Genomic DNA, 15,214 nt, shown 5'->3' on the forward strand with positions numbered 1-15,214 from the left:
TTTCAATGATCAAATAAACTTTATGACAAAATCATACTTCTAGCGATAAGCGGTTTATCGAGGAAGACGCGCGAAAATAGTACCTATTGTACATTAAGCGCGTCTGACAAAGACAAACCGCTTTGCAGCAGAAGTAAAATTACATCATACCGCCCATTCCACCCATACCGCCCATTCCACCAGCACCGCCCATGCCAGCCATACCGTCATCTTTTTCTGGTAGGTCAGTAATCATGGCTTCGGTGGTCAACATTAGACCTGCAACAGAAGCGGCATTCTCTAAAGCTGAACGAGCAACTTTGGCTGGATCAAGGATACCCATCTCAAGCATATCACCGTATTCACCAGAGGCAGCATTGTAGCCATAGTTGCCGCTACCGTTTTTCACTTCGTTAACCACAACTGATGCTTCTTCACCTGCGTTGGTTACGATTTGACGCAGTGGTGCTTCCATCGCGCGACGTAGGATGTTGATACCTGCGTCTTGGTCATCGTTGTCGCCTTTTAGCTCAGACAATGCATTCATTGCACGTACCAAGGCAACGCCGCCACCAGGTACAACGCCTTCTTCGACTGCTGCACGAGTCGCATGTAGCGCATCGTCAACGCGATCTTTTTTCTCTTTCATTTCAGTTTCAGTCGCTGCGCCAACTTTGATAACTGCAACACCGCCTGCCAGTTTAGCAACACGCTCTTGTAACTTTTCTTTGTCATAGTCAGACGTTGATTCTTCGATCTGACGGTTGATAGACTCAACACGATTATCAATATTAGCTTTGTTACCAGCGCCATCAACGATTACCGTGTTTTCTTTACCAACAGTTACCTTTTTAGCCGTACCCAACTGCTCAATAGTGGCTGTCTCTAAGCTCAAACCAATCTCTTCAGAGATAACGGTACCACCTGTTAGCGTTGCGATATCTTCCAACATGGCTTTACGACGATCGCCAAATCCTGGTGCTTTAACGGCACAAGTTTTTAAGCCGCCACGCATGTTGTTTACAACCAAAGTCGCTAACGCTTCGTTTTCTACGTCTTCCGCGATGATTAGCAACGGTTTGCTTTGCTGCATTACTTGCTCAAGTAATGGCACGATTTCGCGGATATTGCTGATTTTTTTATCAACAAGCAAAATGTATGGGTTTTCAAATTCTGCGGTTAAGCTGTCTTGCTTATTTGCAAAGTATGGGCTGATATAACCACGGTCAAACTGCATACCTTCAACAACCTCCAAGGTATCTTCAAAGCTTGAACCTTCTTCAACCGTGATGACGCCTTGCTTGCCTACTTTTTCCATCGCTTGAGAGATCAGCTCACCAATTTTGGTGTCTGAGTTCGCAGAGATAGAACCGACTTGTGCAATGGCTTTTTCATCATCAGCAGGCGTTGATAGTTTTTGGATCTCTTGAACCGCCGCGCGTACCGCTTTGTCGATACCACGTTTTAGATCCATTGGGTTCATGCCAGCGGCAACTGATTTCATGCCTTCTTGCAAGATTGACTGAGCCAATACAGTTGCTGTGGTCGTACCATCACCAGCTACGTCATTAGTGCGGCTTGCGACTTCACGTACCAACTGCGCGCCCATGTTTTCAAACTTGTTTTCAAGCTCGATTTCTTTGGCTACTGACACACCATCTTTAGTGATCGTAGGCGCGCCGAATGACTTATCAATAACAACGTTACGACCTTTAGGGCCTAGTGTTACTTTTACCGCGTTTGCTAGGACGTTTACACCGTCCATCATTTGTTTACGGGCATCTATGCCGAATTTTACGTCTTTTGCCATGTTAAATTACTCCATTTATTATAAGTATGAGAATACAATTGAATGATTCGATAATATTTTTATAAATATGCTTGAGAATAAAAACACTCAATTACAAAGGCGTTTAGCTGGACATCTCTTCAATCAAAAAGTCCGCCAACATCGCTTTGCATATCATTAGCCTTCTAGTACACCCAATACATCAGATTCTTTCATAATAAGCAGTTCTTCACCGTCAACTTTTACGGTTTGACCCGCATATTGACCGAATAGAACTTTGTCACCGGCTTTTACGTCTAGCGCACGAGTTTCACCGTTGTCACGAATCTGACCATTACCAGTAGCCAATACTTCACCTTGTGAAGGCTTTTCTTGAGCTGAGCCAGGCAACAAAATACCACCAGCTGTTTTTGTCTCTTCTTCTATGCGGCGGACGACAATACGGTCATGTAAAGGACGAATGTTCATCGAGATGACTCCAAAAGTTGGTTATTTACATTAAAGGTTTATTTGAATAAATGATCTCAATGCCAATATCTATCAGAATCTTTTTATCAAACAGTATTCTAACGATAAGCGTTGAGCTTGTTTCAAAAAGTGGGGGCGTGACTAGTCGGGTTCAAGTGTAAAGCTCAAAAATTTACAAGATTTTTTGAGGAATTTTTAGAGTATCTTGTGTTTAGTAGTTCATATGGTTTAGCGATATTGATTTGTGAAAGATAGCTTAGACAAAAGCAGTTATATGATACGAATGCAATGACTCGTATAGCCGATAAATCGTACCGCTTGGATCAGACTTTAGTGATTTATTGATTGATTCTTACTGACCTGACTATAGGTTACTTGTCACGATCTCAATGACTTTGCCAGTAACATTGGCTACAAGAGCAACACGTCATGGTGAGCTGCCCCTCTTGAAAATGTAACAAGATATGGCCATTATAGGTTTTGAAACTATTATAATAGTCATAATCAAAATCTAATAAATCCCAGTTAAGGAACCTCCATGAGTTTTTTATCAATAAATAAGACACCTTCCGTCACCAATGATAGGCATGGCAGCAAGTCTAAATTGCTAACTGCTTTGACCACAGGCACAAGTATTGTCGCCATCGGAGCATTAAGCATGACCGCACCTACCCTTGCCAATGCAAAAACTGTTCAGGCTTCAAATGCTAATTATAGTTTTACAGTAGAAGATAAGTACAAAGGTACGGCTACTCGTGTATTAAAAAAGTCAGGCAATGCTTGGCAGTATGATGTGAATGCTCGAGTATCGGGCGTTGCAAGTGCGGTACAGAGCAGTACGTTTACTATTGATGGTAATAATGTCATTCCCTCTCAAGCGACCACGACTTATAAGCTGTTAGGTCTTGGCCGTACGCATAAGTTGAACTTTAACCCAAGTGCTAAAAAGGTCACTAGTAACTATAAAGGCAAATCAACCACCATGAATATGCCGCAGCAAGCCTTTGATGACTTGAGCCTTGAGGTGCAAATTCGTCAAGATTTATTGAATGGTAAATTCTCTGGTAACTACTACATGGCCAAAAAGGACAAGGTAGAAAAAACACCATTTAAAAAGTCAGGTAATACCAAAATTACCGTACCTGCTGGTACGTTTGATACAGTACGCGTTGACCGTATCCATGATGACAATAGCCGCTCTACCAGCTTTTGGTTAGCGCCAAGTTTAGACTACCTACCAGTGAAAGTAAGCCAAATCAATGATGGCAAAAAGATGGACTTAGAATTGACTAAGGTGAATTAATCAGGCTTTCAGTAGAAATGTGAGACAAACGTTTCTCTCTACTTTAAGCTCGTTGCATAAAAAAGCGGCGCTCCTATATCAATAAGAGCGCCGCTTTTTTGCGGGCATAAGCCTATAGAGGCTTGAACAACCAAGCCATTTAAACAAGTAATTTAAACAAGCAACTAACGCGGTTGCTTTACGATATTATTCATCGAAGGTAAGCGCTTAAGCAAAATAAACAACCAAACATTGATGGCCAAAAGCAGCAAAAAATCAATCAGGTAAATGACTATCTCAGCCCAGCTGCTACCATAAGCGCGAGTGAATAACACCACACCACTCGCACCCAAATACACTAAGGTAAACATGCTGCTTATCAGTAATGCATAAGGCGAGCGACCACGCAATATCCATGGCGTCAAAATAAACGCAGGCACCAGCCAAAGCGCTTGCCAAGCAATACCACCGACGACATCAGGACTACTTGGATTAAAAACATTAATAAAGATCGGTAGTCCCAGCAATCTATAGACGAGCCAAATTAACCAAGTCACCAGCAAACGCTGACGGATGGGAGTAATCGGTTTTTTGACCTTAACAGCCTTGCCAGATTTTTTTGCTGGTTCAGTAGCATTTATCTCACTATTGGAGCGGTTTGTAGCCATTAGATATATTTATTTCCCAATTAATAACATAGTGAGTTGCAATGGCTAAAGCCACCTATAAGAATGGCTTAAGGGCGCCAATTGGCTTGAGCCAATGCGGCTGCACTGATGGCCAAACGACGACCTTGAGCAATACCCAATTCACGCTCATCATCAGAGATTGGCTGATCGTGTGCAGCGCCACTGACATGACTGGCGCCATAAGGTGTACCACCGCGATCTGTACGATTTAGTGCAGGCTCCGCGTAAGGCACACCAAGGATAATCATGCCGTGATGCATCAATGGGAGCATCATCGTCAACAATGTCGTCTCTTGACCGCCATGCATCGAACCTGTGGCAGTAAATACTGACGCTGGTTTATTCTGTAAATTTCCAGCCAACCATAGTGTGACTGTATTGTCCCAAAAATATTTCATCGGCGCGGCCATATTACCAAAATGCGTTGGGCTACCGAGTGCAAGACCGCTACAGTCTTTGAGATCATCCATCGTACAATACAGATCACCCTCATCAGGGATCGCAGGCTTGCTTGCGGTGGTTTCTGGTGCGACTGTTGGCACAGTACGGATACGTGCCTTCATGCCAGCATCTTCAACACCTTGAGCGATAGCATAGGCCAATGTCTTAGTCGTGCCATAATTAGAATAATAGAGCACCAAAACATAAGGGTCGGTCTGACTCATTAGCAACACTTCCTCATAAAGTCGTTAATATCGTTGTTAATAGGTATGGTCTAGATTGGCTTTTGTATTATTTAGCCATATGACCAGATTTTTCTTCAAAATATAGAAGTATATAACCAATGATTTGCACTATAGCGTTATGCATACATTATGCCCGACTCATTCCCTGACATGCAAATTGCCTGACTTTATATTATAGCGAGCAAGACACTATAGTAGTGCCTACTGTGCATTTTGACACAATTAAATGGCAGGAGATAATGGCGTATTTTTGTTACACTATTATCACTCTACTTCTTGCTAAATGGTCGACATGGAAAACTTAATAAAAAAAATTCCTTTTTTACATCAACGTTGGTTTCAATTTTTACGATTTTTAGCTCGACATTTTCTTGAAGACAATTGCCAACAAAAAGCTGCATCGCTCACTTATACGACGATGTTATCGATTGTACCTATATTAACCGTACTATTGATGATCCTATCTTCAGTACCTGCCCTTGCCTCAGTCAGAGCTCAAATTTATGATGTGATTTATAGCAATCTATTGCCACAATCAAGCATGCAAGTCAGTGAGTATATAAATAGCTTCGCTGAAAAATCGTCCAATCTCACCATCATTGGCGCCATGATTTTATTCTTGACGACCATCATGACTTTGACGACTATTGAACGCGCGTTTAACCAAATTTGGCGAGTAGAGAACCGATCAGGTGGCATAAAAAGTATGCTGCGTTATTGGACGATCGTGACCTTGGGCCCATTGGTATTGGGTACGGCTTTTATTGCCTCAAGTGCCGTACAGAGCCTGAGTTTTTTAAATCGACAAATTGCTGGCTACGGTATTGATTGGTCTTTTTGGGTACAAGCTGTGTCCATTGGTATCACTGTGGCAGGCTTTATTGGCATGTACTGGTTCATTCCTAAAGCACGTGTACCAGTAAAAAATGCCGCCATTGCGGGCTTATTCGTGGCAGTCGTATTTGAGCTGATGAAGCATCTTTTTGGTACTGTAATGGCGAATTTTACCAGCTATGAAGCGATCTATGGTGCTTTTGCTGCTTTGCCTATTTTTTTACTGTGGATCTATTTATCTTGGAACCTTATCTTACTAGGTGTTGAGGTGAGTTACACTCTGACTATTTTTGAGACTGAAGAGGTGTACCCGCGTCACCCATTGCTCAGCTTGCTCGATATGCTCAACTTGGTATACACCCATCATTTAAAAGGCGAAGCCGTTAGTGAACAGGCCCTGCGCAATGTACTGGGACGTAAAGAGCTGCCAAAATGGTACACCTACATTAATTATCTACAAGACAGCAATCTCATCACAATGACCGAAGATGCTGATTATGTACTTAAAAAAGACTTGAGCAAAATGACGTTATGGGATTTTTATCGTACTCTACCCTATCCTTTACCCATCAAGGATGAGTTTGATGAAATGAACATGGAAGATCAAAAACCTTGGTTGAGCCTACTGGTTGATCGTTTTGAGCATACTGAAGCGTACGCCAAACAGCAGCTAAATATGCCGTTGAATACTATTTTCGCCAACAGCGAGCCACGTAAAAAAGCGTCTCCTGATGAAAAAGAGGATTCCAAAGGTCATAAAAATAACTTATTTAGAAAAACCAATACCAAACCAATCAGCCAATTATCAAAAGAAGATTCAAACCTTCAAAAGTCGCCACACTTTGACCCTGTTGCTTATGACAAACAAAGCGATGTTGACTATGATGAACACAACAACGAAGCGATCATTCCTATGGATATTGGTGAGGATAGCTTGCAAACAGGTTCAGCAAGGCATGATTATAAGAGTGCTATCATTACGGAAGCAGACAATCCCAAAACACGTTAACCAAAATAAAAAATCTTAGCGTGGTCTTTAGTACAGAGTCATGAAGTCATAACCAAGCCACAACACTATTATTTGATTACTTTTGGATACCTTAAAACTTATGGCAGTGAATAAAAACAAGAAAAAAAGCTTATGGATGCGCTCTTTTGATATGAGCCGGAATAAGTTAAAACAGTTCACTGAGCTAAGGTCGCTACAGATACTTACGGATTTGCCTGATCGCCTCAGAAACTTATGGCAGCAGCTTATCGGCTCTTACTGGTTTATACCAACTGCTTGTGTGATTATAGGCATTTTGCTTGCTCCATTACTGGTGACAATCGATCAGTACTTCGACCGAGAAACTGTCAGAGAGATTACCTTTGCGTTTACAGGTAACGATGATGCTGCACGCGCTATCATGACAGCGATTGCAGGTGCTGTTTTAGGCGTAGCGGGAACTACCTTTTCGATTACGATTGCTGTACTGTCTATGGCATCGTCACAGTTTGGCCCACGATTATTACGCAACTTTTTGACAGACACGCCCAATCAGTTTGTATTGGGTGCATTCATCGGTACCTTCAGCTATAGCTTGCTTGTATTGAAGTCTATTCATAAATACGATGTTGCTTTTGGTGTGCCTCAATTGGCAGTGACCTTTGCGATTATCATGGCAATCATTTGTGCTTTATTATTAGTGTACTTTGTACAACATATGGTACATGCTATCCAAGCCTCACACGTCATTCAAGATGCCAGCAATGACGCGGTTAAGAATATTCATTATTGGTATAGCGACCATTGTGATATTCAGCATCAACGTGATATTGAGTGTCTTGACGTTGATAAGTTTCATACATGGCCTGCCACGCCTATTTATCCGCCAAGCTCAGGTTATGTCCAACAGCTCTATGTTGAGTCGTTGATTACACTGACACAAGATTATGGCGGTGTGGTACAGATTCATATAAACATCGGGGATTATGTCACCGATCAAAACATTATTGGATATTTTTACCGCCGTCCAGCCGATCATCCGGAAAACCAACAAAAGACAGTACTGCCGCATTTGATAGTAGTGCCACGCGCACCAGATGGTGAGTTTTGGCAACGCTTTGCAAATTGCATACGACTCGAAAAACGATTGGCGCATTCTAACGATATTTCTTATAGTTTAGGTCAAATGACTGAGATTGCAGTACGGGCCTTGTCTCCTGGTACCAACGATCCAAAAACTGCTGTCAATTGTGTGCAATCGCTGACCAGCTGCTTGAGTATTATGATGCGCCACCAACCACCAAGCCCTTATCATTTCCACATAACAACACAACATCAAAAGACCAATACCGATACGCCTAAGACCATGGTCCAAGAACAACGCTCGACCACATTAGCTTTGGTCACTCATATGCCTACGATAGCAGACTTTATCGATATGTCACTCGGCGAAATACGACGTTATGCAGCGACTGATTTAATGGTATTAAAAGCACTGGGACAGGCAATGGTAAATCTAAATTATGCATGCGTGAATCATGCGCAGCAACAAACGCTATTGCATGAGCTAAATTTGATTGAGCGTGCTGGAGAGGAAAATTTAGACTATCAAGAATTGGTCGATGACTTGGTGAATATGTGTCAACAGGCAAAGCAGTTTATTGTGGATGATAACGCACAGCATCAGCATTTTAACTACGACAGTGAGTTTGCCACCCATATCCGTCAAATGCTGCAATCAACATCCACTCAATAAGTGACTTACGGGCAATTCAATACGCATTGATTAGGCGAAAGCAAAAGTACCGACGTAACTCTCATAGGCTTTAAGCTTAGGGATACATTTATATTTATACGAGACCAATTTTATGGCTTCTGCAACCAGTTTGAGCGTACTTGAAATCAGCGCCATATTTTTATCAATTACTGCTTTATTAAGTTACATCAATCACCGTTTTATTGGGCTACCCACCACCATTGGAGTGATGGTTATTTCTATCTTACTGTCTATTGGTGCGATATTTTTAGGCTTTTTAGGATTTGATCAGCTTATTGATTACGAAGTCAGCTTATTAGAGCAGCTTGATTTTACCGAGGTCTTATTAGACGGCATGCTGTCTATGCTGTTATTTGCAGGCGCTTTACATGTCAATATCGGGGACTTAAAACGTTATAGATTGCCCATTGGTATCCTTGCAGGACTTGGCACCATTGTATCGGCATTACTCATTGCTACCGCGATTTATTTGATGCTACCACTATTTGGTTTTGGCTTATCCTTTATCTGGTGCTTATTATTTGGTGCTTTGATCTCTCCTACCGATCCTATCGCTGTGATGGGGATTCTTTCCTCAGCAGGCGCTCCCAAGAGTGTTGAAACCGTCATCGCTGGTGAGTCCTTATTTAATGATGGTATCGGTGTGGTAATTTTTGTCATACTGCTTGGTATTTTATCAAGTGGCGATATTCCAACGGTCAATTATGTAGCACATACGCTGGCTGTTGAGGCTGGCGGCGGCATACTCTTTGGTTTGATACTTGGTGCAATTCTGTACTATCTCTTAAAGAGTATTGACAGCTATCAAGAAGAGGTGTTATTGACATTAGCAGGAGTCATTGGTGGCTATGCATTGGCCAGTCATTGGCATTTATCGGGACCTCTCGCCATGGTGATGGTGGGACTGATGGTGGGCAATCGTGGACGCGAGCTTGCCATGAGTGACAAGACACGCCACTATATTGATTTGTTTTGGGAGCTGATTGACGAGATTTTAAATGCGATCTTGTTTGTACTTATTGGCTTAGAAGTAGTAATGATTGCCTATTCGGGCAACTTATTCATTGCTGCCGGTTTGACCATTCTCATTGCTTTGTTTGCTCGATTCATTGTCGTCGGCCTGACCACCAAGACCTTTCATCGTCAACTGGACTTACCGAAAGGTGCGTGGAAGGTCTTGACATGGGGTGGACTACGCGGCGGCATCTCAGTCGCTCTTGTATTACAATTGCCAATGGGGACAGAGCGAGATATCTTATTGGCGCTGACTTATGCGGTGGTTATCTTCTCTATCTTGGTGCAAGGGTTAAGTGTGGGCCGAGTAGCAAAAAGCATTCGTACTGATGATAAAAAAACAGTCGCGTAACTTAAACATCTGCTAAAAAAAGCCAGCACAGAGATTATTCTGATGCTGGCGTTTTAATGTGTGCCTATCATGCATTATGACATTGTCAGTCTATTTTATTTAGTATCGTCTATATCAGACCTTTTCGTTTCATATTACGATAAACCACGATAACGATCAGAATATTTAAGACCAATATACCAAGCTTAAACCAATCGAATGGACTGACTATCAAATAATAAACTTCAATCGGAATAAATATAACGTAACCGAGTACGCCAAACCAGTAGGCCCATGTCTTGTCCTCCCATAAACCGTAAGCTTCAACGAAGCGTAAACTGGCATAAACCACAATCAGTAATAAAAATACTGGCCAGTTTTTGCTGGCGTGCTGAGCAATTTGTACTGCACTCTCTACTTGCGGTTCTAGCAGTTGCCCGAATCTTTGCTGCCAAGAAGCGGTAGCCATGGTCAGCCAATGGTCGAGGTTGGTATGCCACGACCACAAGGCCCCTGCTCCTATTAACGCACCAACACCCTTGATTACTTCATAGATTGCCACTGCCTTAATGGACTCACTAGAAGTACTACGCACTCTTTCCTGCTGTCTAAGTAAATTTGGCTCATTCTCCTCTGAGGATGGCAGCAGATTGTCATCCTGTTGAGGCAGACTAACCAAAGAAAGTCTCCACAACACGTCCTTTCAGTTGCTGATTAAAAAACGGTGTGTTCTTACCGCTTGATAGCATCGATTGGGCGGTTACTTGCCATTCTACATTAGGATCGACCAATACAGCTCCGCCAATGCTTTCGTATTGTTCACTGATACCAGCGATTTTGGCTGGGTTCAAACAGATTTTGTCTACCAGTTGCTCTAAAGTAAGTACTTCATCATGTACCAACTGACACGCCAGCGCCATAAACGTATCGAAATTTGAGATACCAGGTGTGCTCTCAGCAAACGGTGCCTTTTTAGCCGTACTGTTTAGTGGTTCATGATGGCTACAAATTGCATCAATGGTGCCGTCTTTTAGTCCACGGCGGATGGCTTGTTGGTCAGTATTACTACGCAATGGTGGTAACACGTAAGCTTGAGCGTTAAAACCCTCAAGATTGTCATCCGTTAAGTAAAGTTGATGCATCGCGACATCACAAGTCACTGGCAGGCCTTTATCCTTTGCCCAGCGCATGAGCTCTATTGAAGACTTGCAGGACAATTGGCTAAAATGCGCGGCAATCCCTGTCTCTTCAACCATCAATAACTGAGTAGATAACGCAACCGTTTCCGCAATCCATGGAATACCTTGCAAACCATGATATGAAGCAATGTAACCTTCATGCGCGACGCCTTCCCCTGACAAACTTGGCTCATCTGGATAAAAGAACACTTTCATTCCAAAAGTTGCTGCATACTCCAATGTACGCAGTAGTACTAGATCATTGCGAAAAGGTCTGCGCGCATTAGAAACTGCGATACAGCCACCTTTTTTTAATCCTGCAATATTGGAGGGACGCTCGCCTTCTAACCCAGCAGTCAATGCACCCAAAATATGCAAGTGAATCCCGCCATCATCAAGCGCACGCTCACGCAAGCCTTTGAGTAATGAACCATTTTCTAATATAGGATTGGTGTCTGGTGGAATCACCACATGCAAAAAGCCATTGCCACGGGCTGCTCGCCCTTCTGACTCAAGCGTGCCATGTTGTTGTTGACCTGGTTCACGTAAGCGAGCACACAAGTCCACCAATGGTGGCAACAGCCACATTTCATGCACTGTTTCGAGTGAAGCCAATTTATCGGTTACAGTGCTTGATAAGTTGTTTTTAATGGCTTGGGGAAGATGATCAAGTATCGGTGCTTCAGTATTGAGCATAGTAGACATGAGCGTTATTACCGTATCAATAAGATGAAATAAATAAAAATAAAAAGCCGATCAAGAATCAATGATTAGCAGCCTGATGTGTGCGTTGACCTTCCATCGCAAGCGACAATACCGCCATACGAATGGCAATGCCGTTATTCACTTGTTTTAAGATCACAGACTGCGCACCATCGGCCACGCTCGAAGCAATCTCAACCCCGCGGTTCATCGGTCCTGGGTGCATGACCAATGCATCAGGTTTGGCAAGTGCTACGCGCTCAGGTGTAATGCCATAGTGTTTGTAGTATTCACTCGATGACGCCAATAGTGGCGAGCCGATACGCTCATTTTGAATTCTCAACCCCATAATGACATCGCAATCCGTGACGCACTCATTCATGTTTTCATAAACGTTGACCCCATAACGCTCAATACCTTTGGGAAGCAAAGTACGTGGCGCACATACTCGAATATCTTTGACGCCTAAGGTTTGTAGTGCACTGATATCAGAGCGGGCAACGCGCGAATGCTTGATATCGCCAACGATAGCCACTGATAGCTCTTCAAAGGGGCGCGGCGCTTCACGGTGAATGGTCAGCATATCGAGCATTCCTTGTGTTGGATGCGCGTGCCAGCCATCACCACCATTAATAATAGCGATATCTGGTGTCACTTCTGTTGCCATAAAATGTGCGGCTCCTGACGACGAGTGTCGTACCACAAAGATATCTGCCGTCATCGCTTGCAAATTCCATAGCGTATCGCGTAGGCTTTCGCCTTTTTTAGTACTGGAGCGCTCGATATCGATATTCAGTACATTGGCACCCAGACGCTTTTCGGCCACTTCAAAAGTGGTGCGCGTACGAGTTGACGGCTCAAAAAACAAATTCATCACCGTATAACCTTCAAGCTCAGGACGATTAATCAGTTGTCCCTTGTCATCAAAAAACGTCTCTGCTTTTGCGATGATTGCCTGCAACTGCGCTTTACTCAAACCCTCGACACCCAAAAAGTGACGAATGCTACCATCAGTATTCAGCTGCGGGCGACTCAATGAGGTATTGAGCTTTTGATGAATGGTATCGGAATCGAATGCGGCATCATCAGTTGATAAGACCGCATGTGTTGAATTGCTATTGAGCGAGTTTGACATAATGGCAAGTCTTCATTGTGGGTTTATATGAGTCTATAGTAATCACTTATTCGTCTTTGTTCGAGCATTTATGGTTGATCCGCACAGATACAGGGACATTTTGACGCTTATTTGCTACAATTTACCCTAATGAAACAGGCTCTGTAGAATAACTCTTGGCGGCCATGTAGGTGATGCAACAAACCTTTAGCACCTCGCACAAAAAACAAGCTCATCGAAACTATAGTCGAATAATAATAGATATAGTGTAGCTGATTTTTTGGTCAGGACAAAGTTGCCTGATTGGGTATTTAAAAACTTGCCGAATCAAGAAAGTTTTTTGCCAAATAAAAGGAGCTTGGTGCTGCCGTCCCTTCTCTTCAATACTCATCTGTTTTTTACTCTTACTATTATTTATTAGGAAGCCTTATGACGACCTTAGCAAACTATCTGAACGATCACGCAACCAATCCTGCCCTTAACGATGTGATTACCACGATTACTGACGTTGGCAAGACCATCTCACAGTTACTTAGAAAAGGCGCTTTAGCAGATATTTTAGGTGAAGCTGGCAATCAAAATGTCCAAGGTGAAGATCAGAAAAAACTCGACGTACTGGCAAACGATTTATTACTAGACGCTTTAGCAAAGAACGTACATTGTGCAGGCGTTGCTTCAGAAGAGCTGGATGATGGCATACCAGCCAATGTGGATGGCAGTTTACTGGTCTTGTTTGATCCCCTTGATGGCTCTTCGAATATCGACATCAATATGGCTGTTGGCACTATTTTCTCTATTTTGCCGTATGAGCGCCAAGGTCAGGTAAGTGAAAACAGCGACTACTTACAAGCGGGCAATAAACAGCTTGCCGCTGGTTATTTATTATATGGCACCTCTACCGTGCTGGCGCTGACAATAGCAGATAACGTCGTCATGTTCAGCTTAGATCCAGATACAGGTGACTATGTACTCATTGAAGACAATGTACAAATTGCCGCCGATACTAGCGAGTATGCTATCAATGCTTCTAATTATCGCTACTGGCGCGCACCCATGCAGCAGTATATTGATGAGTTAATCGCAGGCGAAACTGGCGTACGCGGACGAGATTTCAATACACGCTGGGTGGCTGCCATGGTCGGTGACGTTCATCGTATCTTATGTCGCGGTGGTCTATTCACTTATCCATTTGATACCAAATATGCCAATAAAGCAGGTAAATTACGACTGATGTATGAGGCCAATCCGATGAGCTTACTTATTGAACGGGCTGGTGGCGGCGCTACTGATGCCGTCAATCGCATCTTGGATATAGAGCCGACAGACATTCATCAGCGCGTCCCTGTCGTGCTTGGCAGCAAAAATGAAGTCAATTACGTGAAAGACTTGCATGTAAACTATACTGAGAAATAATTGACTTAAAAGTACAATGCTTTACAAATACATTGACGATGACCAGTATAAAGCTTACGGCTTACTTGACGTTATACTGGTCATTCAAATAGCCCTTACCCTATCCTCTTTTCTAAGCGATCCACTATGGTCTCCAATCCTACCGAGCTGATTACCTCAGATAAGAATACAACGGTCAAACTGGTAAAAGCCTTATTGACGCAAGCACGTCAGCGTAAAAAACACGGTCAAACCGTCATTGAGGGCGTTCATCTGATCGATGCTGCCCTTCGTAGTGACTATCCATTTGTCCAAATACTATTGGCTGAATCCGCACATACGCATCCTGAGGTACAGCAAGTATTGACGCGTTTGCCCACTTACACACCGATTTTGACGTTGTCAGATGCGCTTTACGAAAGCATTCGAAGCCTAGGTACAGGCATTGATATTATGGCTATTATTAAGGTGCCAACACCTGATTTATCGTCAATTAAAGATGACTGCTTAATTTTGAATGATGTTCAAGACAGTGGTAATGTCGGCACACTACTACGCACAGCAGCGGCAGTCGGCATTCATAATATCCTTTGTACCAGTGCAACTGCTCAAGCGTGGTCGCCGAAGACATTACGCGCAGGCATGGGCGCGCAATTTGCGTTGACCATTTATGAAGATTTGAGTGTTCAAGATATTTTAGACCACGTAAAGACTCCCTTGTTTGCAACCAGCTCCCATACCGATACTGTCATCTATCAACATGACTTAAGGCAGCCTATTGCTTGGATTATGGGACACGAAGGTCAAGGCGTCTGCGATGAGCTGATGCAGTGCGCGACACCTATTGCGCTACCGCAGCCAAATGGACAAGAAAGCTTGAACGTTGCGATTGCAGGCTCGCTTTGCTTATATGAAACATTGCGTCAAAGACACTATGCTTAGTTCTAGTTGTTGGTTTAAAAATAGTTATAAATAGAAAAACCCACTACCA

13 protein-coding genes are annotated in these 15,214 nt (G+C 43.0%); 6 read left to right on the forward strand and 7 right to left on the reverse strand.

The features are described from left to right. Window positions 1-139: 139 nt before the first annotated feature. Together groL and ACT3TH_RS12810 are read right to left on the reverse strand one after the other, a co-directional pair. Window positions 140-1,789, reverse strand: coding sequence for a chaperonin GroEL (groL, locus tag ACT3TH_RS12805; RefSeq protein ID WP_444756216.1), 1,650 nt, complete (start codon window positions 1,787-1,789; stop codon window positions 140-142). A 156-nt stretch (window positions 1,790-1,945) separates the two neighbouring features. Further along, complete coding sequence (locus tag ACT3TH_RS12810) at window positions 1,946-2,236, reverse strand: co-chaperone GroES (protein ID WP_010196840.1); 291 nt, start codon at window positions 2,234-2,236, stop codon at window positions 1,946-1,948. Between the two features lie 538 nt (window positions 2,237-2,774). Between ACT3TH_RS12810 and ACT3TH_RS12815 the strand changes: the two genes are divergently transcribed. Then, a complete protein-coding gene (locus tag ACT3TH_RS12815) occupies window positions 2,775-3,539 on the forward strand; it encodes a DUF3108 domain-containing protein (RefSeq protein WP_444756217.1) in 765 nt (254 codons plus the stop codon). A 164-nt stretch (window positions 3,540-3,703) separates the two neighbouring features. Here the strand turns inward: ACT3TH_RS12815 and ACT3TH_RS12820 are convergent, their stop codons facing one another. Further along, entirely contained in the window at window positions 3,704-4,186 is a 483-nt protein-coding gene (locus tag ACT3TH_RS12820) for a hypothetical protein (protein WP_444756218.1), read from the reverse strand. Between the two features lie 68 nt (window positions 4,187-4,254). Continuing rightward, window positions 4,255-4,872 (reverse strand): NAD(P)H:quinone oxidoreductase, encoded by a 618-nt coding sequence (gene wrbA, locus ACT3TH_RS12825; RefSeq protein ID WP_444756219.1) that lies wholly within the window; start codon window positions 4,870-4,872, stop codon window positions 4,255-4,257. A 313-nt stretch (window positions 4,873-5,185) separates the two neighbouring features. On the opposite strand from wrbA, the gene ACT3TH_RS12830 reads away from it, so the two are divergent. The 3 genes from ACT3TH_RS12830 to ACT3TH_RS12840 all read left to right on the forward strand — a co-directional run bounded on the left by ACT3TH_RS12830 (window position 5,186) and on the right by ACT3TH_RS12840 (window position 9,858). Further along, window positions 5,186-6,736, forward strand: a complete 1,551-nt coding sequence (locus ACT3TH_RS12830; protein WP_444756220.1) for a YihY/virulence factor BrkB family protein — start codon at window positions 5,186-5,188, stop codon at window positions 6,734-6,736. Between the two features lie 100 nt (window positions 6,737-6,836). After that, window positions 6,837-8,471 carry a DUF2254 domain-containing protein gene (locus ACT3TH_RS12835; protein ID WP_444756221.1) on the forward strand — a complete coding sequence of 545 codons (1,635 nt, stop codon included), beginning with the start codon at window positions 6,837-6,839 and terminating at the stop codon, window positions 8,469-8,471. Window positions 8,472-8,583: 112 nt separating this feature from the next. Continuing rightward, a complete protein-coding gene (locus tag ACT3TH_RS12840) occupies window positions 8,584-9,858 on the forward strand; it encodes a cation:proton antiporter (protein WP_444756222.1) in 1,275 nt (424 codons plus the stop codon). 109 nt (window positions 9,859-9,967) lie between these two features. On the opposite strand, the gene ACT3TH_RS12845 is transcribed toward ACT3TH_RS12840, so the two are convergent. From ACT3TH_RS12845 to ACT3TH_RS12855, 3 genes are read right to left on the reverse strand one after another with little or no spacing between them, the layout of a single operon-like run. Then, complete coding sequence (locus ACT3TH_RS12845) at window positions 9,968-10,516, reverse strand: DUF2127 domain-containing protein (RefSeq protein WP_444756223.1); 549 nt, start codon at window positions 10,514-10,516, stop codon at window positions 9,968-9,970. Next, window positions 10,509-11,720 carry a dihydroorotase gene (locus ACT3TH_RS12850; protein ID WP_444756224.1) on the reverse strand — a complete coding sequence of 404 codons (1,212 nt, stop codon included), beginning with the start codon at window positions 11,718-11,720 and terminating at the stop codon, window positions 10,509-10,511. Before ACT3TH_RS12850 ends, ACT3TH_RS12845 begins: the two co-directional genes overlap by 8 nt. Window positions 11,721-11,778: 58 nt before the next feature. Further along, window positions 11,779-12,852: an aspartate carbamoyltransferase catalytic subunit gene (locus ACT3TH_RS12855; RefSeq protein ID WP_444756225.1), complete on the reverse strand. Its 1,074-nt coding sequence runs from the start codon at window positions 12,850-12,852 to the stop codon at window positions 11,779-11,781. 408 nt (window positions 12,853-13,260) lie between these two features. Here ACT3TH_RS12855 and ACT3TH_RS12860 point away from each other — a divergent pair, with 408 nt between their 5' ends. Then, window positions 13,261-14,244, forward strand: coding sequence for a class 1 fructose-bisphosphatase (locus ACT3TH_RS12860; RefSeq protein ID WP_444756226.1), 984 nt, complete (start codon window positions 13,261-13,263; stop codon window positions 14,242-14,244). A 126-nt stretch (window positions 14,245-14,370) separates the two neighbouring features. Next, entirely contained in the window at window positions 14,371-15,165 is a 795-nt protein-coding gene (locus ACT3TH_RS12865) for a TrmH family RNA methyltransferase (RefSeq protein ID WP_444756227.1), read from the forward strand. Window positions 15,166-15,214 lie beyond the last annotated feature (49 nt).

It is taken from the genome of Psychrobacter sp. AOP22-C1-C5 (assembly GCF_052378885.1).
Taxonomy (GTDB): Bacteria; Pseudomonadota; Gammaproteobacteria; order Pseudomonadales; family Moraxellaceae; genus Psychrobacter.